The 20,775-nt window shown below is 66.7% G+C and carries 18 protein-coding genes; 9 read left to right on the forward strand and 9 right to left on the reverse strand.

Annotated elements, in window-relative coordinates:
• Positions 1-288 precede the first annotated feature (288 nt).
• Positions 289-1,224, forward strand: a complete 936-nt coding sequence (locus ACMAUO_RS08835) for a LysR substrate-binding domain-containing protein (RefSeq protein WP_420356549.1) — start codon at positions 289-291, stop codon at positions 1,222-1,224.
• 75 nt (positions 1,225-1,299) lie between these two features.
• On the opposite strand, the gene ACMAUO_RS08840 is transcribed toward ACMAUO_RS08835, so the two are convergent.
• Complete coding sequence (locus tag ACMAUO_RS08840) at positions 1,300-2,727, reverse strand: aspartate ammonia-lyase (RefSeq protein ID WP_420356550.1); 1,428 nt, start codon at positions 2,725-2,727, stop codon at positions 1,300-1,302.
• A gap of 198 nt (positions 2,728-2,925) precedes the next feature.
• Here ACMAUO_RS08840 and ACMAUO_RS08845 point away from each other — a divergent pair, with 198 nt between their 5' ends.
• Entirely contained in the window at positions 2,926-4,128 is a 1,203-nt protein-coding gene (locus tag ACMAUO_RS08845) for a pyridoxal phosphate-dependent aminotransferase (RefSeq protein ID WP_420356551.1), read from the forward strand.
• Positions 4,129-4,268: 140 nt separating this feature from the next.
• On the opposite strand, the gene ACMAUO_RS08850 is transcribed toward ACMAUO_RS08845, so the two are convergent.
• From ACMAUO_RS08850 to ACMAUO_RS08865, 4 genes are read right to left on the reverse strand one after another with little or no spacing between them, the layout of a single operon-like run.
• Complete coding sequence (locus ACMAUO_RS08850; protein WP_420356552.1) at positions 4,269-4,697, reverse strand: biotin/lipoyl-containing protein; 429 nt, start codon at positions 4,695-4,697, stop codon at positions 4,269-4,271.
• Positions 4,694-6,061, reverse strand: a complete 1,368-nt coding sequence (gene accC / locus ACMAUO_RS08855) for an acetyl-CoA carboxylase biotin carboxylase subunit (protein WP_420356553.1) — start codon at positions 6,059-6,061, stop codon at positions 4,694-4,696. The genes ACMAUO_RS08850 and accC overlap by 4 nt, the downstream gene beginning before the upstream one ends.
• A complete protein-coding gene (locus ACMAUO_RS08860; protein ID WP_420356554.1) occupies positions 6,058-6,495 on the reverse strand; it encodes an acetyl-CoA carboxylase biotin carboxyl carrier protein in 438 nt (145 codons plus the stop codon). Before ACMAUO_RS08860 ends, accC begins: the two co-directional genes overlap by 4 nt.
• A 5-nt stretch (positions 6,496-6,500) precedes the next feature.
• Positions 6,501-7,256, reverse strand: a complete 756-nt coding sequence (locus tag ACMAUO_RS08865; protein WP_420356555.1) for an SDR family oxidoreductase — start codon at positions 7,254-7,256, stop codon at positions 6,501-6,503.
• Positions 7,257-7,603: 347 nt separating this feature from the next.
• Between ACMAUO_RS08865 and pxpB the strand changes: the two genes are divergently transcribed.
• From pxpB to ACMAUO_RS08890, 5 genes are all read left to right on the forward strand, one after another.
• Positions 7,604-8,290 carry a 5-oxoprolinase subunit PxpB gene (pxpB, locus tag ACMAUO_RS08870; RefSeq protein ID WP_420357239.1) on the forward strand — a complete coding sequence of 229 codons (687 nt, stop codon included), beginning with the start codon at positions 7,604-7,606 and terminating at the stop codon, positions 8,288-8,290.
• Positions 8,287-9,288, forward strand: a complete 1,002-nt coding sequence (locus ACMAUO_RS08875; protein WP_420356556.1) for a 5-oxoprolinase subunit C family protein — start codon at positions 8,287-8,289, stop codon at positions 9,286-9,288. The genes pxpB and ACMAUO_RS08875 overlap by 4 nt, the downstream gene beginning before the upstream one ends.
• Positions 9,288-10,055: a LamB/YcsF family protein gene (locus tag ACMAUO_RS08880; RefSeq protein WP_420356557.1), complete on the forward strand. Its 768-nt coding sequence runs from the start codon at positions 9,288-9,290 to the stop codon at positions 10,053-10,055. Before ACMAUO_RS08875 ends, ACMAUO_RS08880 begins: the two co-directional genes overlap by 1 nt.
• A gap of 74 nt (positions 10,056-10,129) precedes the next feature.
• Positions 10,130-11,053, forward strand: coding sequence for a DMT family transporter (locus ACMAUO_RS08885; protein WP_420356558.1), 924 nt, complete (start codon positions 10,130-10,132; stop codon positions 11,051-11,053).
• 158 nt (positions 11,054-11,211) lie between these two features.
• Positions 11,212-12,387, forward strand: coding sequence for an MFS transporter (locus ACMAUO_RS08890; RefSeq protein WP_420357240.1), 1,176 nt, complete (start codon positions 11,212-11,214; stop codon positions 12,385-12,387).
• Positions 12,388-12,428: 41 nt separating this feature from the next.
• Here the strand turns inward: ACMAUO_RS08890 and ACMAUO_RS08895 are convergent, their stop codons facing one another.
• Positions 12,429-13,517, reverse strand: coding sequence for an MFS transporter (locus ACMAUO_RS08895; RefSeq protein ID WP_420356559.1), 1,089 nt, complete (start codon positions 13,515-13,517; stop codon positions 12,429-12,431).
• On the opposite strand from ACMAUO_RS08895, the gene ACMAUO_RS08900 reads away from it, so the two are divergent.
• Together ACMAUO_RS08900 and ada are read left to right on the forward strand one after the other, a co-directional pair.
• Positions 13,482-13,715, forward strand: coding sequence for a hypothetical protein (locus ACMAUO_RS08900; protein WP_420356560.1), 234 nt, complete (start codon positions 13,482-13,484; stop codon positions 13,713-13,715). The genes ACMAUO_RS08895 and ACMAUO_RS08900 overlap by 36 nt on opposite strands.
• Before the next feature lie 74 nt (positions 13,716-13,789).
• On the forward strand, positions 13,790-14,878 hold the full coding sequence (gene ada, locus ACMAUO_RS08905) for a bifunctional DNA-binding transcriptional regulator/O6-methylguanine-DNA methyltransferase Ada (protein ID WP_420356561.1): 1,089 nt from the start codon (positions 13,790-13,792) through the stop codon (positions 14,876-14,878).
• 66 nt (positions 14,879-14,944) lie between these two features.
• Here the strand turns inward: ada and gst are convergent, their stop codons facing one another.
• From gst to ACMAUO_RS08920, 3 genes are all read right to left on the reverse strand, one after another.
• Positions 14,945-15,646 carry a glutathione transferase, Atu5508 family gene (gst, locus tag ACMAUO_RS08910; RefSeq protein ID WP_420356562.1) on the reverse strand — a complete coding sequence of 234 codons (702 nt, stop codon included), beginning with the start codon at positions 15,644-15,646 and terminating at the stop codon, positions 14,945-14,947.
• A gap of 114 nt (positions 15,647-15,760) precedes the next feature.
• A complete protein-coding gene (locus tag ACMAUO_RS08915) occupies positions 15,761-18,193 on the reverse strand; it encodes an ABC transporter permease (RefSeq protein ID WP_420356563.1) in 2,433 nt (810 codons plus the stop codon).
• A gap of 5 nt (positions 18,194-18,198) precedes the next feature.
• Entirely contained in the window at positions 18,199-20,622 is a 2,424-nt protein-coding gene (locus tag ACMAUO_RS08920) for an ABC transporter permease (protein WP_420356564.1), read from the reverse strand.
• Positions 20,623-20,775: the final 153 nt, after the last annotated feature.

Below are 20,775 nucleotides of genomic sequence, written 5' to 3' on the forward strand. Positions count from 1 at the left end.
TTACAACGACACCGCCGCGCGCCGGGCCCCGGACCGAACCGGGGCCATTTCGGAAATTCCGAGACAGCGACACCAACCGCGTATGCATAAGTTACGGTGCAGTTATGAATATGGCCGCATAGTTAAATCATATGGGTCGCTGAATCCGCCGGGCGGACGGGCGGGACAACCGGCGGTGGCAGAGGCCGCGCGGCGCCGAAAACGGCGGGGCGCCGCAGTTTCGTTGACGGGCGGCAGGCCGGTGCCTAGTATCGCGGGGAACCTTACGCGCGCGGCACGGAGTGACAGTTGGACATAAGACGGCTGCAGGCATTTGTAAAAATTATAGATCTTGGCAGCATCTCCCGCGCTGCCGACCTGCTGAACATTGCCCAGCCCGCGCTCAGCCAGCAACTGGCGGCCCTGGAAAGTACCTTCAAGCAGAAACTGGTCATCCGGAGCAAGAGCGGCGTGACCCCGACCATGGCCGGGGTGGAACTGTACCGGCACGCGCAGACCATCAGCAAGCAGCTCGACCGGGCGATGACGGAAATCACGCTCGGCGCGGGACCGATGGTGGGCAAGGTTTCGGTCGGGCTTTCGCCCTACAGTGCCGGATCGACACTGGCGGTGGATCTGCTCCAGCGGGTGCGGACCAACCTTCCCGGCGTCATCCTGCATCTGACCGAGAGTTTCGACGAAATCTACAGCGAACTGATTATGACCGGCCGGCTGGACATGGCGGTGATCCATGGTGCGGGGCCGATCAAGGGGGTTCTGTTCACGCCCTTGATGAAAGAGGATTTTTTTCTTCTTGCGCCGGAGACGCTGGAATTTCCGCAGGACGCCTCGGGCGCGGTCCAACTGGCGGATATCATCGATATTCCGCTTCTGGTGCCGCCCAAACATAATTTCGTCCGCCAGCGGATCGACATGGCCTTTCTGCGCAAGCAGTTGACGCCCACGATCGTCGCCGAGATCGAGGCGCTGCCGACCTTGCAGGAGGCGATTGCGCAGGGGATCGGCAGCACCATCCTGCCGTGGTCCGTCGCCAGCCGGATCGTCGTGCCGGGACGGTCGAAAATCTACCCGCTGCGCAACCCGGTGATCCAGGAAGACGTATCGCTGTGCATTCCCGAGACGGTTCCGGAAACGGAGGCCTCGGTCGCGGTCAGGGAACATCTGGTCGATCTGGCGAAGACCATGGCCACGTCGCGTAACTGGCCGGGCACGCAGGCGACCTGAAGCCTGCCTGGACATGGGCGCTGGCGGCGATCCGACGCGCGTTTCCAGACAGGCTCTTGCGGGCGTCCAATAGTCTTATCCGAGATTGGGGCTGGTGAGCCGTTCGGGGCTGAGGAGGTGCGCCAGCCTTTCGCGGGAGAGCAGGTCTTCCTCCAGCACCAGGTCGGCGATCCGGCCGCCTTCGGCCAGGGCGCGTTTGGCGAGGGTGGAGCATGTTTCATAGCCGAGCACCGGGACCAGGGCGGTGACGACGCCGAGGCTGTTGTCGGACAGGGCACGGCAGCGTTCGCGGTCGGGCTCGATGCCCGCGATGCAGCGGGTGCGCAGCGTGTCGATGGCCGACGTGAGCAATTGCATTGACGACAGAAGGCAATAGCCGATCATCGGCTCGAACGGGTTCAACTGGAGCTGGCCGCCCTCGGCGCACAGGGTGATCGTGAGGTCGTGCCCGGCGACGAGGTAGGCGACCTGATTGACCATTTCCGGGATCACGGGATTGATCTTGCCCGGCATGATCGACGAGCCGGCCTGGACGGCGGGCAGGACGATTTCGCCCAGGCCCGCGCGCGGGCCGCTGGAGAGCAGCCGCAGGTCGCCCGCGATCTTGGACAGTTTGAGCGCCAGCCGCTTCAGCGCGCCGGAAAACATCGTGAAGGGGCCGACATCGGATGTCGCCTCGATCAGGTCGGGGGCGGAGGTGATCGGGCGACCGGTCAGGCAGGCCAGTTCCTCCGTCACCAGGCGCGCGTAGTCGGGGCGGGTGTTGATGCCGGTGCCGATGGCGGTGCCGCCGAGATTGATCTGGAAGAACGCGGCGGATTGCGTGTGCAGGTTGCGGATTTCCGCCTCGACCATGCTGCGGAAGGCACCGAATTCCTGGCCCAGCGTCATCGGCACCGCATCGCGCAACTGGGTGCGGCCGACCTTGAGGATCGGTGCGAAAGCCTGTGCCTTCTCATCCAGCGCCTGGGCCAGTGCGGTGAGGGCCGCGAGCAGGGGATCGACCGCGAACAGGGCGGCGAGGCGCAGGGCGGTGGGATAGGCGTCGTTGGTCGACTGGGCCATGTTGACATGGTCGTTGGGGTGGAGGACCGCGTAGTCGCCCCTGGGGCGGCCCATGATCTCCAGCGCCACGTTGGCGATGACCTCGTTGGCGTTCATGTTGGTCGAGGTGCCTGCCCCGCCCTGCATGACATCGACGACGAAATGCGCGTTATATGACTGGTCGTTGCGGATTTTGATGCAGGCGGCCTCGATCGCGGCCGCGCGTTCGGGGTCGAGGCTGCCCTGGGCGCGATTGGCGCGGGCGGCCGCCTGCTTGACGGTGGCCAGCGCCCGCACGAGTTCGGGGAACGCGCCGATGGGCGTGCCGCTGATGGGGAAATTGGCGACGGCCCGGCTGGTGTGGACGCCCCAGAGCGCCTGGGCGGGGATTTCGGCCGGGCCCAGCAGGTCGCATTCGACGCGGCAGGCGGTGTCGTCATTGCGTATCATGTCCGCCATGATGGCTCCTGAGCCGAAAATGGGTGGCCCGCCGGGCGAACCGTATCCACATCGTAATGTTGGAACGGTGCCTCGTCGCCATATAATAGTTGTATGGGGCCAGATTATTTTCGGCAGTATCTCGATGGAGGCGAAACGACCTAGATTGGCGGACGCGCCCTGTGCGCCATCTTGCCATCGCGCCTGGAGAATTGAACGATGCCTGGCTTTGCAGACCGACTGAATGGGATTGCGATCTCGGCGTCCGCCGCCATGACGGACAAGGCTTCGGCGCTCAAGGCGCAGGGGGTGCGGATTGTCAGCCTTTCCTCCGGCGAGCCCGATTTTCCGACGCCGGACCATGTGGTCGAGGCCGCCTTTGCCGCCGCGCGCGGGGGCGATACCAAATATCCGCCGCAGGCCGGCAAGCCGGCGCTGAAGGCGGCGGTGCGGCGGAAATTCCTGCGCGATAACGGGCTGGACTACGCGCCCGATGAAATCCTGATCGCCAACGGCGCCAAGCAGATTATCTATAATGCCATGATGGCCACCTGCAATCCGGGTGACGAGGTGGTGCTGCCGACCCCCTACTGGATCAGCTATGCCGACATCGCCCGGCTTGGCGGGGCCGGGATCGTGCAGGTGCCGTGTCTGGCCGAGAACGATTTCCGCCTGCTGCCCACCGACCTCGATGCCGCCATTACGCCGAAGACGAAATGGCTGGTGCTGAACTTCCCCAACAATCCGACCGGCGCCTGCTGCCCGCGCGCCGACCTGGAAGCCATTGCCGCCGTGCTGATGAAGCACCCGCATGTGTGGGTGCTGACCGACGATATCTACGAACATCTGATCTATGACGATTTCGCATTCTTCACGCTGGCGCAGGTCGAGCCGCGCCTGAAGGACCGGGTGCTGACCGTCAACGGCGTGTCGAAAAGCTATGCCATGACCGGCTGGCGCGTCGGCTTCTGCGGTGGGCCGCGCGACCTGATCGCCGCCATGAACAACATGCAGGGCCAGGCCACCAGCGGCATCAACACGCTGGCGCAGGCCGCCGCCATCGCGGCGCTGGACGGGCCGCAGGATTACCTGAAGGAACGGGCGGCGGAATATCAGGCGCGGCGCGACCTTGTCGTCGGGCTGCTGAATGCCATCCCCGGCCTGCATTGCCATACGCCGCAAGGGGCGTTCTATGTCTATCCCGAGATCGGCGCCTGCATGGGCAAGGTCTCGGCCGGTGGGCGGCGGATCGACAGCGATACGGATTTCGTCATGGCGCTGCTGGAAGAACAGCAGGTGGCGAGCGTGCAGGGCGCGGCTTACGGCATGAGCCCGTTCTTTCGGATTTCCTATGCCACGGATACCGAGACGCTGCGCGAAGGGTGCCGGCGGATTGCGGCGTTTGTCGCGGGACTTGCGTAAGAAAGGTTCTCTTCTTTTTCTGAAGAAAAAGAAGCAAAAAGACTTTTGATCCGTTCAGGAGTTTTGTGCTGGGAACACGCGATACCCCTGAACGAATCAAAAGTTTTTTGGTTCTTTTTTTCAAAAAAGAACGAAAGCTGTCAGGGCCTGATGGTGAGGATTCCCGCGCCGTAACCAAGCAGCATATCCTCCTGCGCCAGGACCTCCACGACCGTGCCATCGGCTGGCGCGGTGACGGGAAGCTGGAGGGTGTCGAGGGTCAGCAGCGCGATGGTGTCGCCTTTGCACACTCTGGCGCCAACCGGGGCGAAGGGCTCCTGCCGGAGGGGGTGGCACAGGGCGAGACGGCCGAAATAGGGGGCCGTGGCGGTGCGTGTTTCCGGCGCCTCCGGGACAGGTTGGGGGGCTGCTGCCGGGGCTTGGGCGACGGCGATGCGCAGTTTTCCACCGGAGGCGTTGGACAGTTCCATGGCGGACAGGCCGGCTTCGGCCAGCCAGATGGTGAGCTGGGCGATTTCCTCGACGTTCGGGAGGGTGGAGAGGTCGGGGAGCAGGGGCGCTTCGGTCATGGGGTTGTCCGCTCCGCGAGCCAGCGTTCGAGATAATGGATGTCCACGCCGCCCTCTTGCACATGCGGGTCGGCCAGTATGTCGCGATGGAGGGGGATGTTGGTGGAGACGCCTTCGACCTGCATTTCGGCCAGGGCCACGCGCAGGCGGGCGATGGCCTCCTGCCGGGTGGCGCCGTGGGCGATGACCTTGCCGATCAGCGAATCATAATAGGGCTGGACCGCGTAGCCGGCGGTGACGTGGGTATCGACGCGGATGCCGGGGCCGCCCGGCAGGTCCCAACGCGTGATGCGGCCGGGAGACGGCATGAAGGTGAGCGGGTCTTCGGCGTTGATCCGGCACTCGATGGCGTGGCCGTGGGTGGCGACGTCGCTCTGACGGATGGCCAGTTTTTCGCCCTGGGCGACCTGAAGCTGGGCGGCGACGATGTCGATGCCGGTGGTGGCCTCGGTAATCGGGTGTTCGACCTGCACGCGGGTGTTCATCTCGATGAAGGCGAAGATGCCGTCTTCGTAGAGGAATTCGAACGTGCCGGCGCCGCGATAGCCGATCCGGCGGCAGGCCTCGGCGCAGCGTTGGCCGATTTCGGCGATGATGTCGGGGGGGATGCCGGGTGCCGGGGCTTCTTCCAGCACCTTCTGGTGGCGCCGTTGCAGCGAGCAGTCGCGCGCACCCAGCCAGAGCGCGGTGCCGTGCGTGTCGCACAGGACCTGAATTTCGATATGGCGGGGCTTCTGCATGAAGCGTTCGAGATAGAGCGTGGGATTGCCGAACGCCTGCTGGGCCTCCTTGGCCGTGAGGGTGACGGCTTCTTCCAGCTCTTCGGCGGTCCAGACGACGCGCATGCCCCGGCCGCCGCCGCCGCCCGACGCCTTGACGATGACGGGGAAGCCGACCTGGGCGGCCAGGGCGTGGACGGCCGCCATGTCGGCCGGCAGGGGGCCGTCGGAGCCGGGAACGCAGGGCACGCCGGCATCGCGCATGGCGCGCTTGGCGGTGATCTTGTCGCCCATCATGCGGATGGAGGCGCCGGTGGGACCGATGAAGGTGAGGCCCGCTGCCTCGACCGCATCGGCGAAATCGGCGTTTTCGGAGAGGAAGCCGTAGCCGGGGTGGATGGCCGAGGCGCCGGTGGCGCGGGCGGCCAGCAGCAGGGCGTCAGCATCGAGGTAGGAACGGCCTGCCGGGGCCGGGCCGATGCACAGGGCGATGTCGGCCTGGCGGACGTGGCGGCTTTCGGCGTCGGCCTCGGAATGGACCGCGACCGTCTGGAGGCCGAGAGCGCGGCAGGCGCGCTGGATGCGCAGGGCGATTTCGCCGCGATTGGCGATCAGCACCCTGTCGAAACGTCGCGGCGTGCTCATGCCAGGCGGAACAGGGGCTGGCCTGCCTCGACTTCCGCGCCGTCGGCGACCAGGATTTCCGCCACCCGGCCCGACAGGGCCGTCTTGACGGCGTTGAAGACTTTCATCGCTTCCACAAGTCCTACCTGCTGGCCCGCCTGGACCTCCTGCCCGACCTCCACGTAAGGCGGCGTGTCCGGTGACGGAGAGAGATGGAGGACGCCGTAGGTGGGAGCCGTGATGATGCGTGGGGCCTCGGCGGCCGGCGGGGGCGCCGGGGTCGATGGCGCGGGCGCCTGCGGGGCGGCGATTGGGGCCGCCGCCGTTGCTCCGGCGGCTTCCCCGGCCGGACGGCGGGTCAGCCGGATGGACTGGCCGCCCTCCGCGATCTCCAGTTCCTGGATCGGGGAGCGGGCCAGCAGGTCGATCAGGCGCTTGAGCTGCTGGATGTCCACTGGCGTCAGGCCGCGCCGGGTGTTTTCTTCGCGAAGTTCAGGCCGCCGACGACCTGCATGGTCGGCAGGACTTCCATGAAGCTGACATTCATGCGCTGCGGGGCCAGGACGGCGAAGGCGACGGAATCGGCGATGTCGGACGGCAGCAGGGAGTCATATTCGTCGAAGAAGCGGCGCTTCGCCTCCTCCATGTCGCCGATCAGCCGGCCGAAGACTTCGGTTTCCACGCGGGCCGGAGAGATTTCGGTGACGCGGATGTGCGAGCCGTAGAGATCGCACCGCAGTTGCTGCGACAGGGAATGCACGCCGGCCTTGGTGGCGTGATAGACCGTGTTGCCGCCCGCGAAGGCGTAATGGCCGGCAATCGAGCTGATATTGACGACATGGCCGCGATCGCGCTGGACCATGCCGGGGACGACCAGGTTGGTAAGGTGCAGGACCGCGCGCAGATTGACGTCGATCAGCGCGTCGATATCGTCCGGTGTCGTCTTGACGATGTTGCCGGTGCGGGACTGGCCGGCATTGTTGACCAGGATGTCGATCTCGATCTCTTCGGCGAGGGCCGCGATCGCGGCGTGGTCAGCGACGCTGACGGCGTGGGGGATGCAGCCGGTTTCCTCGGCCAGCCGGGCCAGGCGCTCCTCGTTACGGGCGACCGCGTGGACCGTGATGCCGGCCTGTTGCAGCCGGCCCACGATCGCGGCACCGATGCCAGAGGATGCGCCGGTGACGAGAGCGGTTTTGTAGGGCTGGGTGCTCATGGACTGAATCCTGATCCTGCAAGGAAAAATTGCCGCGCGGCGGGGATCGTGGCGCGTCGGCCGGACGTTCTTTTTTTGATGCTAGTAGCGTAACGACCAGAGCGCCAAGAGTGGTTCGTTCTCGCGTCATAAGATAATGCGATGGAAGGGATCGCGGGCCGGAGCCATAAGATTATCCGATGACATCACACTGAAAATGGCTCTGGCGAGGGGCCAATGAATCGCCATAGGTTTGGCCATCGGCGGGATGATCGGACCCCATATCGTTGCGATATCGGTTTTAGATCCGGCCCTCCGCGTATATGTGCCGATCGGGCTGGAGACGACATCAGGTGAACAGCGACACGATGCACAGCGCCCGACCGGAGACGACCGCCGCGGGCGACCGGCCCGTGATCAGCATGATCGGCACGCGGGCGATGCTGTTCGAGGCGCCGGGGGATTTTACGCTGGCGCAGCAGCGGCGGATCTGGGCGCTGATGGAAGCGGCCGGCGCGCGCGGCGACGTTGGCGAACTGATCCCCGGTGTGACGAACCTGATGCTGGTGTTCTCCACCCCGCCGGAACAGCCTGCCCTTGTCGCCGAATGGTTGCGCCATGCGTGGGAGACGCTGCCGGAGCGGCATATCGAGGGGCGGCTGTTCGAGATCGGCGTGCGCTATGGCGGGGCGCTGGGCGAGGATCTGGCCCATGTCGCGGCCCATACCGGGCTGACGCCCGCCGAGGTGATCGCGATTCATCATGCGGGCGACTACACCGTCTGCGCGTTGGGCAGCGCGCCCGGCTTCGGCTACCTGCATGGGCTGGACCCGCGCATTGCCACGCCGCGCAAATCGGTGCCGTCGCTGAAGATGCTGGCGGGCACGGTGACGATCGGCGGCATGCAGGCCGGCATTTCCGCCCTGACCGGGCCGAATGGCTGGAATTCGATCGGGTTTACCGACATTGCGCTGTTCGATCCGTACCGGGAGCCGCCGGCGCTGTTCGCGATCGGAGACCGTATCCGCTTCTATCCGGAAAGCGTTGAGCTGTGATTACGATTCTGGAAACCTCCGCGCTGAATACGGTGCAGGATCTGGGGCGGCCGGGCTATCGCCAGTTGGGCGTAGGCGCGTCGGGCGCCATGGATTTTCTTGCGCTGGAAATCGGCAATATCCTGCTGGGCAATGCTTCGGGCGCGGCGGGGATCGAGTTGCAGACCTATCCGTTCGTGCTGCGCTTCGACGCCGCGTGCAGCTTTGCCGTGACGGGCATCGACGCGGTGCTGGAACTGGACGGGCGGCCCGTGCTGCCCTGGGCGGCGGCGCATGCGCAGGCTGGGCAGGTGCTGACGGTCTCGCCTCCCCGTCAGGGTGCGCGGGGCTATGTGTGCGTGTCGGGCGGGGTGGATGTGCCGGTGGTGCTGGGCTCGCGCAGCACGCAGTTGCGCGGCGGGTTCGGTGGACTGTCGGGGCGGCCGCTGGAGGCCGGGGATAGCCTGCCTGTGGTGGGTGGGCCGGTCGTATCCGGCTATGGGGCGCTGCCGCCCGCGGTGGTGCTGCGGCGGGCGTGCGATGGGGATGACGGCGTGGTGACGCTGCGCGCCATTCCGGCCACCGACTTCCATCGGTTCACCGAGGCGTCGCGCGAGCGGTTCTGGGATACGGAGTGGCAGATCACGCCGCAGAGTGACCGGGTGGGGTATCGGTTGAAGGGCGAGCCCTTGAGCCTGCTGGAGCCGGTCGAGCTGCGGTCTTACGGGATCGTGCCCGGCATTGTGCAGGTGCCGCCGGCCGGGGTGCCGATCGTGCAGTTGGCCGATGCCAATACGGCTGGTGGTTATCCCCGGATCGCGACCGTGATCGAGGCCGATCTGTGGCGGCTGGCGCAGGCGCGCATCGGACGGAAAATCCGTTTTCAGTATTGCGACCATGACGAAGGCGTCGCGGCGATGCGACCGATTGCCGCGTATCTCGATGATCTGCGGATGATGGTGGACCTGTATGGCGGCTCCGCCCGGCGTCGGGCGCCCCGCGCAGCCGGAGCGAAATGATGAAGATCGACCTGAATTCGGACATGGGCGAAGGGTTCGGCCGCTGGAGCATCGCCGACGATGACGGGCTGATGGATGTTATTTCCACCGCCAATGTCGCCTGCGGATTCCATGCCGGCGACTATGCCATCATGGACCGCACGGTGCAGGCCGCGAAGGCGCGGCAGGTAGGGATTGGGGCGCACCCCGGCCTGCCGGACCTGATGGGGTTCGGGCGCCGGCCGATGGCGGTTTCCGACACCGAGATGGAGGCGATGCTGGCCTGCCAGATCGGGGCGCTGCAAGGGATCGCGGCGCGGCACGGACACCGGGTGACGCATGTGAGCTATCATGCCGCCTTCGGCACCATGGCGAATGCGGATGACGGGCGGGCGTTGCGGCTGGCGCGGGTGATTGCCGCGCTGGACCGGGAGCTGACCGTGTTCTGCATGCCCGGACAGGCGAGCGAGCGCGCGGCGGAGAAAGCGGGGCTGCGGACGCTGACGCTGTTTCTGGCCGACCGGGCCTATACGGCGGAGGGCGCGCTGGTGCCGCGTGGACAGCCCGGCGCCGTAATCCATGACCTGGCGGCGGTGCGGGGGCGGGTGCGGCAGTTTCTGGAGGATGGTTCGGTGCGGACCATCGATGGTGCCCGCCTGCCGGTGAAGGCGCGTTCGATCCTGGTGCATAGCGACACGCCCGGATCGCTGGCACTGGCGCGGGCCGTCCGCGCGGAAATCGAGGCGACGGGGGCGGAACTGACGCCCGCGCATCTGCTGACCGACTGACACAGGGATATCCCGATCTTGCCAGACCGCCCCGCCCTGCCTGCGACGAGCGCGCCCATCATTACGGTGGCGGCATGAGGCATGACCTGAAGCGCGGGGCCATGCTGCTGGCGTCGGCCATGCTGTTTACGGCGATGGTGAATGCCTTGCAGAAGGTCACGGGGCCCCGCCTGCCGGTTCTGGAAATCATCTTCTTCCGCAACCTCTTTTCGCTGCCGTTCGTGATGATGATTGCGGCGCGGACGAAGATGACGCTGAAGACGCAGCATTTCGCCGGGCATCTGACGCGCTCGGTCGTGGGCCTGATCAGCATGATCATGATCGTGGTCACGGTGACGCGGCTGCCGCTGGCCGAGCAGCAGGTGCTGTCCTACACCCAGCCGCTGTTTCTGGTGCTGCTGTCGATTCCGCTGCTGCATGAGCGGCCGTCGCGACATCGGTGGATTGCGGTCTTTCTTGGATTCTGCGGCGTTGTCGTCGTGGCCATGGGGCGGAATGCGCCCCAGGCGGGGGTGGTGGGGGCCGTGGCAGGCTGGGCCTATCTGGTGGCGCTGGCGCAGGGCGCGGTGGGCGCCCTGACCACCATGCAGATACGGCAACTGTCGGCGACGGAATCCAGCACCACGATCGCCCTGTGGCAGGCGATCCTGATGACGCTGGCGACCGCGATTCCGCTGCCGTTCATCTGGACCACGCCGCATCTGGCCGATGGGCTGTGCCTGGTGGCGGTGGGGGCCTTTGCCGGAATCGCCCAGGTCTTGCAGACCGAGGCCTTTGCCTCGGCGCAGGTTTCGGCCATCGGGCCGTTTGCCTATTCGGGCCTGCTGTGGGCGGCGATGATCGGCTGGCTGGGGTTCGGGGAGATTCCGGGTCTCGCCATGCTGGCCGGCGGACTGCTGATCGTCGGCTCGGGCGTCTGGATGCTGCGCCATGACCGGCCGAAGGCGGCCGCCCGTGCCCCCCTGCCCTCAACCTCCGTCGAAGGAGCACAGTCATGAGCGCCGCTTCCAGCACGCCTTCCGCCGGCTCCGTTGCGATGTCTGACGGGCGGAGCAGTCCGGACGGGATTGCCGACCTGCCTGCGCCGGCCGGGTTTACGGCGCCGGCGCGGGGGCCGCATGCCTCGCGCTATGTGTTCTTCGGCCTGGTGTTTCTGATGTACGTCATCAGCTATGGCGATCGGGCGGCGCTCTCGATCGCGCTGCCGGCGCTGGGGAAGGAGTTTTCGCTCACGCCGGTCGAGATGGGCTGGGTTTCGTCCAGCTTCCTGTGGTCGTATTTTCTGCTGAACCTGCCTTCGACGATCGTGCTCGACATGGTGGGGGCGCGGCTGGTGGGCAGCCTTGCGGTGGCGCTGTGGTCGTGCGCGATGCTGCTGGGCGGCATGGTGCAGACTGTCTCGCAGTTTCTGATGACGCGCGTGCTGCTGGGTGTCGGCGAGGCGCCGACCTTCGGCGTGGGGGCGACGGTGGTGCGGAACTGGGCGCTGCCGAAGGAGCGCGGGTCGGTGATGACCGTGCTGCTGACGGGCATGCAGCTTGGCCTGGCGGGCGGGACGATCGCGGGGGCGTATCTGATCGAACTGTTCGGCTGGCGGCTTGAATTCATCGCGCTGGGGGTGATCGGACTGGTGTGGGCGGTGGCGTGGTGGCTGATCTACCGCAATCCCGCCGAGGGCGTGCACCGGCAGCCTAAGACGCCGATTTCGCTCCGTGAGGTGCGGGCGCTGTTCCGCTCGCGCTCGTTCTTCGGGATTCTGGCCGTGCAGTGCACGCAGAATTACCTCAACTTCCTCGTCATGTCGTGGATGCCGCTCTATCTGATCCATGAGCTGCATATCGACGTGACAGGATCGGGCACCCGTACCGCGCTGTGCTATCTTGCCGCCGCCGCCGGGGCGGTGGTCGTGGGGCGGGTGCTGGAGCGGATCGTGTTCCGGCGCGAACTGCATCCGCCGCGCCGGCGCTTTATCGTGGCCGCGTGCGTGACCGGGGCCGCAAGCATCGGGCTGCTGCCGCATTTCCATACCATGGCGCCGATCCTGCTGGTTCTCTCGATCTCGCTGTGCTGCCTGATCGCCGCCAATGGGGCCAATACCGCGCTGCTGACCGACTTGGTGGAAAACGGGCGCAGGATCGGGGCCGTGACGGGCGTGACCCTGACCTTCAGCAACTCGCTGGGGCTGCTGGCGCCGATCATGACCGGATATATCGTGTCCTGGACCGGGCGGTTCGACATTGCGTGGTATATGTGCGCGGTGGCGCTGGTGGTGGCGGGGATTCTGTCGATCCTGCTGGTGGATCGGCCGATCGTGATGACGGGCGAGCCGTAATGGCATCGGGTCGCCTGCGCGCTGGCGGCGACCCGAGCGCCTTATTCGGCTTGCGGTGACAGCCGACCGGTGCGCGACAGCAGGACCAGCACCACGCCCAGCAGGCAGATCCCGAGCCCGGCGGCGGAGACCATCGGGTAGCCGAAGCCGAAGGACAGGACCGCACCGCCCAAGGCCGCGCCCAGCGCGTTGCCCAGGTTGAACGCGCCGATATTGACCGACGAGGCCAGGCCCGGCGCGTCGTGCGCGGCCTGCATGGTGCGCATCTGCAAGGCCGGCATCAGGGAGAAGCTGGCGGTGCCCCAGAGCAGGACGCCGATCAGCGCCCCGGCCGGCGTCTGCGCCGCGAAGGGGAAGGCCAGCATGATCAGGCCGAGGATGGGGAAGAACACCAGCAGCGTGCCGGCCAGCGAGCGGTCCGCCGCCCGGCCGCCGATGGCGTTGCCGATGCTGAAGCCGACGCCGATCAGCATCAGGGCCGCCGTCGTCAGGGCCGGGCCCGCCTGGGTGATGTGCTCCAGCATCGGCACGATATAGGTGTAGAGTTCGAACATCGCGCCGGCGCCGATGACGGTGACGCCCAGCGCCATCAGCACGTTGGGGCGCAGGATGGCCTTCAGTTCGGCCGCCGCATCGGGCCTTGGGCCGGCTTCGGCCAATGGCAGGACGATGGAGAGGGCCGCCGCCGCGACCACGCCCAGCACCGAGATGGCGGCGAAGGCGCTGCGCCAGCCCAGCGTGTCGCCCAGCCAGGTGGCGGCCGGAACGCCGAAGATATTGGCGACCGTCAGGCCCATGAACATGCTGGCCACCGCGCTGGCCCGCCGGTTGGGGGCGACCAGGCTGGCGGCCTCGACCGCGCCCAGGCCGAAGAACGCGCCATGGGCCATGCTGGTGAGGACCCGCGACAGCAGCAACTGCGTGTAGTCGGCGCTGGCCGCCGACGTCAGGTTGCCGATGGCATAGAGGACCATCAGCCCGATCAGCGCGTATTTGCGCGGATAGCGGGCCAGCAGCAGGGTGACGAAGGGGGCGCCGCCCATGACGCCGAAGGCGTAGGCGCTGATCAGGCTGCCGGCCTTGGGCACGCTGACATGGACGCCCTCGGCCAGGACGGGCAGCAGACCCATGGGGGTGAATTCGGTCACCCCGATCGCGAAGGCTCCGCAGGCCAGAGACAGCAATGCAAGACTGGACGAGTGATCGGCTTTCGACAAAACGGCTTCTTTCCCTTTTTCGGCGTGCGCATCCGGCTGCCGGCCAGCGTGGCCGGCCTGTTTAACAGGCGCGGCCGGGATGACGATACCGGCATGATGATCGGGATTTGATCGCAAGGTTCGGAGTGTGCGGCATGGTTGACGGACATACCCTCAGGGTCAATCACAATTGACGGGAGGCGGAGATGGGGCGCCCTCTTTTGCGCATGAACGGATCGGACGGGAACGGGGGCTCCGCCGAGCGGGACCCGCGCTGGAGCGGGATCGCCGATCGGGACCGGCGGGCCGATGGGTGGTTCTGGTATTCCGTGACCACCACGGGGGTCTATTGCCGACCCTCCTGCCCTTCGCGGATGGCGCGGCCGGAGAATGTGCGGATTCATGACACGATCGAGGACGCGCGGGCGACCGGGGCGCGGCCCTGCCTGCGCTGCGACCCCGACGCGGCGGCGGGCGCGGATGGCCGGACGGCGCTGGTGGTGCGGGCGTGTCGTCTGATCGAAGCCAGTGACAGGCGCCCGACCCTGGCCGCCCTGGCGCGCACGGTCGGGTTGAGCCCCGGCCATTTCCAGCGTGTGTTCACGCACGCCATCGGGCTTTCGCCCCGCCAATATGCCGATGCCTGCCGGAGCGGGCGCCTGCGCGATGCCCTGCGCGCGGCACCGAGCGTGACGGAGGCGATCTATGCCGCCGGATATGGCTCCAGCAGCCGCTTTTATGAAAAGGCCGCCGGGATGCTGGGCATGACGCCGACCGCGTTGCGCCGGGGCGCGCCGGCCGAGCGGCTGCGCTTTGCCGTTGGGGCCTGTTCGCTGGGGGCGATCCTTGTGGCCTCCAGCGAACGGGGGATCGTGGCCATTCTGCTGGGGGATGATCCCGAACTGCTTGTGCGCGATCTTCAGGATCGTTTTTGCCGGGCGGAGCTTGTCGGGGGAGATCGGGATTACGAAGAACTGGTGGCGCGGGTGGTCGGGTTTGTGGAAGCGCCTGCCATCGGGCTGGATCTGCCCCTCAATATTCGCGGCACGGTGTTTCAGCAGCGCGTGTGGGATGCGCTGCGGGAGATTCCTGCCGGGAGTACCGCGACCTATCGCGACATCGCGCGCCGGATCGGTGCCCCCGCATCGGTACGGGCGGTGGCGAATGCCTGTGGTGCCAATGCGCTGGCCGTTGCCATACCCTGCCATCGCGTCATTCGCCATGACGGCACGGTTTCGGGGTATCGGTGGGGTGTCGCGCGCAAGAAGAGGCTGCTGGAACGGGAGAAATCCTGATAGATCGCGGCGTGTTTTCCGCATTGGGCGGGAGGTGCGCTGGCCGGTTTTCCGCCTCTTGAAGAGTCAGGCGTTCAGGACCCTGCGCAGCGAGGCCTCGATCTGGCCGCCGCAATAGGCGTCGCCATAATCCTGTCGCGCCTTGGCGGCGAGTGCCGCCAGCGCCGGCACGGTTGCGACCCGCCGTGTCAGGGCTGCCGTCAGGGGGGCTGTGTCCTCGAGGATCGTCGCGATGGCGGGAAAACGCTCTGTCATGGTCGACCACAGGGTGGCCGTCACGATGTCGGCGATACCCGGCGCCTTGCCGCCGAGGAGAAAGCCGGTTTCGGCCTTGAGGCCCCGGCGTCGCCCGGTTTCCTCCCAGAGGGACATCCACTTGCGCAGGCGCGGGACGAAAGCCTGCCAGCTTTTCTGCGTCCACATCTCACGGCCGCCATCCAGGGTGATATCGTCGATCACATCATTGGCGTCGTTGACGATTTTCATGCTCAGGGCGCGCAGGGCCGGGGTGGTGGGCAGGAGGTGCAGCGTTTCGCCGAGATAGAGGATGATCGCCGGCGTCTCGGCGATGGCGAAATCCGCCTTTCTGTCGATCAGCAGGGGTGGGCCCATGAACGGGACCGGCATGTTTTCCACCGGCCCTTCCATCAGCTTCGCTATCGCCGCGTCGCCGCACTCGGTCCAGCTCTTGTCGGCGTAGGCCAGGACGGCGCGCACGAACTGGCCACGGAACGGCACGGACCAGTAATAGAGGTCGTAATCGGACATTTCATGGGCTCCTGATCGTGCGGGTCTCCTCAGCGCAACGCCTGCCTGCCGTCAGATGACGCCCGCCCGTCCGTGAAATTCGGCAGATTCGCATTATGGGACCATATCGCGAGTTCACGGCGAGCCGAGCGCGATGGCTGGTACGCTCCGTGCGCCCTTGCTGGCGCGGAGAAGCGTCGTGACGACCGCCAGCAGGGTGACGAGCAGGGCGGTGGCGACGAAATAGAGCGGCGAGAGGCCGATGCGCCGGTCGAAGCCGGCCAGCCATCCCCGCATCGCCCACCACGCGACCGGCCACGCGACGATATTGGCCAGCAGCACGGGGCGCAGGAACTGGAAGACCAGCAGGCCCGTCACCTGCCCTGCCGTTGCGCCGAGAACCTTGCGCACGCCGATCTCGAACAGGCGCCGCTGCACGTTGAAGGCGGCGATGCCGTACAGCCCGATGCAGGAAATGGACAACGTGAGCAGCGAGGCGATGATCATCAGCGTGCCGCGTTGCTGCTCCGGCCTGGTATCCTCGCCAACGATCTCGTCCACGCCGCGAAGGTTGAGCGCGGCTTCGGGGAAGACCTGTTTCCAGACGGCGGCGATGGCGGCGCGAACGGCGTTTTCGGGCGCGTGGTCGTAGCGGACAGAGAGAACACCGTGGGCGATCGGGCCGGATACGGCGTAATACAGCGCGGGGTCGACGGCCGCGCGGCCCGCCTGGAGACGCATGTCGGCTACCACGCCGATCACGGTCTGCATCATCCTGCCTTCGAGATAGATCGGCTGGCCGATCGCGCTGGCGGGGTCGGGAAAGCCCAGGGTGCGGGTGGCCGTTTCGTTGAGGACGATGGTGTGCGTGCCGAAATTGTAGTCCGGCATGCTGAAGGCAGCGTCGAACGGTGCGACGGGCATGGGACGGCTGTCGCGGTCGCTCCGCGCGTCGAACAGACGGCCGGCCAGGAGACGGGCGCCGAAGAGCGGCAGCGTCGAAGCCTGTGTTCCGACGAGAGCGATACGAACGTATTTCTCATGGCCCGGACGGGTCGCACCGTAGGTCATCCTGACCGATCCGCCGCCCGGCGCGTTGTCCGAGATCGTGACGCCCGTGACGCCGGGGACGCCGCGCAGGAGATCGGCCAGGGGCTGCTGGCGCTGTCGGGCGAACGGCTCGTCGGGCAGCAGATCGACGAGCAGACCGGACTGCCGGTACCCGCGATCCATCGTCTGGAGCAGATGGGTCTGTCGCCAGATGACGAACGTGCAGATGGTCAGCGTGATGGCGAACGCGAACTGGACGACGACCAGCCCTTCGCGCAGGCGGCTGCCGAGGCGGCCACTGCCGGGCAGCCGCGCGGAGGCCAGCACGGACGCTGGACGGAACCGCGACAGCAGCCAGGAGGGATAGGCGCCTGCGCAGACCCCGCCGATGACGGCCGCCAGCACGAGAAGCGGCAGCGCGAAGGAGAAATCGAGCCTCAGGGGCCAGCCGCTGAGCGTGGCGACCCAGGGCAGCGCAAGTTCCGTCATCACGATCGCCAGGCCCGCCGCCATCAGCGCCAGACCGACGGCCTCTGCCGTGAAGGACAGGCCCAGCATCCGTGGCGTCGCGCCAAGCACCTTGCGCATGGCCACTTCCCGCGCCCGCGTCGCCGCCAGCGCCGTGGAGAGATTGACGAAGTTGATCAGCCCCGCCGCAAGCGCCAGGAGCCCCACCAGGCCGAGAATGACCGGCAGCCGCTTGTCCGCCCCTCCCCAGCCGATGGTCGCATCGAAGAAGTGCAGGCTGGTGAGCGGGCGGGCGCGAACAACGTAAGGCCTGGCCTCGTCGGCCGTGAGCCCGGCGGCATGGCGCTGAACCAGCCCGTTCAGGAGATCCGGCAGGCGGGCCGCCACGGCGGGTGCGAGACGGACCCAGACCTCCGTGTCCTGCATCGCCCACATATCATAGCCATGAAGACTTTTGGACGATGACGGCACGAGCAGGTCGAAATGCGGCGTCGTGTTGGGCGCGGGATCGTCCAGGATGCCCGTCACATGCAACCGCTGCCGCTCGCCCCTTTGGATGATATCGAAGCTTCGCCCCACAATGTTGCGATCGGTGCCGAACAGACCCCGCGCCCACGTCCGCGTCAGGACCGCGCCATCGGGAACGAGCGCCGTCGCCCGGTCACCTTCGGCGAGCGGGAGGTCGAAGACGTCGAAGAAATGGGTATCCGTGCGGGCGATGGTGACGTCGCGCACCTTTGAGCCGACGATGACCGTGGCATCCGAGAAACCCCGCACGACGGCCGAGGCAGGCCATTCGGGGTGCTCGGCCTGAATGGCGTCGAACAGACGGATGCTGGAGACGGAAGCCTCTTTTACGCGAAAGGCATCGAGCCGGTAGATGTTCGCCGCGTCGGGAATCCATCGGTCGAAGCTGAATTCGTAGCGCACGATCAGCGCCAGCGTGAGGAACGTGGCCATGCCGAGCGCCATGCCGACCACGTTCAGGGCCGTGAACAGACGGCGCTGCGCGATGCCGCGCCAGAACATGATGGCGATGTGGGAGAGCATGATTCTTACTCCGCTCGGAGGGCGCGGGCCGGTTCGGCGCGGGCGACACGCAGGGTCTGGGACAGGACGGTGAGCGCGGCCACGAGCACCGCCATGATCACGACACCGGCGAAATAGGCGGGAGACAGCGCGATGCGGGCGTCGAACCCGGCCAGCCAGCTTCGCATCGCCATCCAGGCCAGCGCGCAGCCGATCAGGCCCGCGCCGAGCACGGGGCGGAGGAACTGTCCGATCAGGAGGCCCAGAACATGGCCCATCGTGGCGCCCAGCGTCTTGCGGATGCCGACCTCGAACATCCGCCGCGCGACGGTGAAGGATGACAGGGCGTATAGCCCCATGAGCGCGATGAAGATCGCGACCCCCGCGCCGGCCGCAAGAAGCCGGCCGCGTTTTTCGTCGTCGCGATAATCGTTCGACAGGAGGTCCGTCGCGCGCAGCGGCCTGAACGCGACATCGGGGGCCGTGCGGCGCCAGATCGTCCGCAGGTCGGCTTCCACGTCGCGCTCCGCACGTCCTGCGAAGCGGATGCCCGCGCTCATGAAGCTGACGGGCTCGGAGGTGTAGAAATAGACCGACGGCTGCACGGCATCGCGCGCCGAGCCCAGCCGCACGTCGTTGACGACACCGATGACGCGCCAGAGCGCGTGATTGCCATGGTCCTTCCGAAGGACCTGTCCGAGCGCGTCCTGCGGTGTCGCGAAACCCAGGGCGCGGGCGCTGCTTGCGTCGATGAGCGCCGAATGTTCGGCGCTTTCATGCTGTCGGTCGTCCTCGCCATGCGCATCGTCGAACAGACGCCCCGCAAGCAGGTGGAGACCGAAGAGACGGAAATAGTCGCGTCCGACATCCTGCCATTGCATGTAGCCATGATGGTCCGGCGCCTTGACCCGTGCGAAATTGTCATGGGTCAGGAATCCGGAATTGCCGGGCATGGCATAGAAATCGGACACCGCCGTCACGCCCGGCACGGTCCGGAAGGCATCCATCAATGCCTCGCGCGCCGAGGGCGTTCCGACATGATCGATCACGGGGGTAAAAAGCAGGCCGTTTCGTTCGAATCCCCGGTCGAGATCGCGCACGAAAGCGGACTGGCGCAGGACCACGACGGTCGAAACGCTGAGGCCGATCGCGAAACTGAACTGCACGACGACCAGCGCAAGACGCACGAACGCGCCCCGTCGCCCCATGCCCGGCAGGCGCGACGCCGCCAGGACCGCCGCTGGCTGGTACGCCGAGAGCCAGAGCGCCGGATACGCGCCCGCCAGCAGCCCGACCAGCAGGGTCAGCACCGCGAGGCCAGGCAGGACCAGCGGATAGGAGATCGCAGCCCCCCAGCCGCCGAGCGCGTTGACCGCCGGAAGCGCCAGTTCGACGAGTGCCAGGGCCGGAATGGCGGCGCAGGCGGCGAGAAGAAGCGTCTCGCCCAGGAACTGCGCCACGAGGTCGCGTCGCGATGCGCCGAGGGTCTTGCGCATGGCGACTTCACGGGCCCTCAGCAGGCCACGCGCCGTCGAGAGATTGACGGTGTTGATGACGGCGGAGAGCAGCGCCAGCAGGCCGATCAGCCCCAGGGCGAGAACCGCGTGCCGGCTTGCGGTGCTCTCGCCGATTTTGCCGTCGAGGAAATGCAGGGAGGGCAGTGAGCGCAGGCGCAGGTCCCGCATCATGCCGCTTTTCCTGATCTCGCCCGGCACGTGGGCCGCAAGGAATCCGGGCATAGCGGCCTGAAGACGCCGCGCCTCGGCCGGGTCGTGGCCACGCAGGAAGAGATATCCACCCGTCATCCCCCACTGGGTGAAGACGGCCGAACCGAGCATGGCGGAATCCAGCGGGATCAGCATCCCGGGCTGGAGGGTGGTGTTGGCGGGAAGCGCGCGCAGGATGCCGGTGACGAGCAGGTCGGTCTTGCGTCCCGCATGATCGACCGTCAGCGTCCGCCCCACGGCGTCGGTGGTATGGAAATAGGCGCGCGCCTTTTCCTCGGAGAGGACAACCTGGCCCGGTCGGGACAGGGCCGTCCGGGCATCACCATATATGAGCGGATAAGGCAGGGTCTGGAGAAAGTCCGGATCGACATAGGTTGCATCCACGGAGAGGACGTCCGACGCAGTGATCACGGTTACGGCGTCGAGGCGGACGCGCGTCATATGCGCGATCTCGGGAAAAGCCGCCTTCAGGGGATCGAAAAGGACGAAGGGGGCCAGCGCGCGTTCGGCGGGGCTGCCGCCGATGACCTCGACCTCATCCACGCGATAGAGCGTGTCCGCGCCGGGTAGCCATCGGTCATAGGTGAACTCGTAGCGCACGATCAGCCCCAGCGTGATGCAGGTTGCCAGGCCGAGCGCCAGACCGGCGACGTTGATCGCGGTATAGAGCCGATGCCCGCGCATCTGGCGCAGGAACGCCTTGAAGATCAATGCGATATTCATGTTGCCCCCGTCATTCCCGGAGCCCGCGTCGGTTCGGCGTGTGCATCCGGAAGGACACGGGGCGTGTCAGTTGCCGGGAAACCACTCGAGATCGGGCGATCCATACGCTGCTTCTCCTCTGAGGATATAGCGTATCACCAACATAACGAAGTG

The organism is Gluconacetobacter brunescens, assembly GCF_048695475.1.
Taxonomy (GTDB): Bacteria; Pseudomonadota; Alphaproteobacteria; order Acetobacterales; family Acetobacteraceae; genus Gluconacetobacter.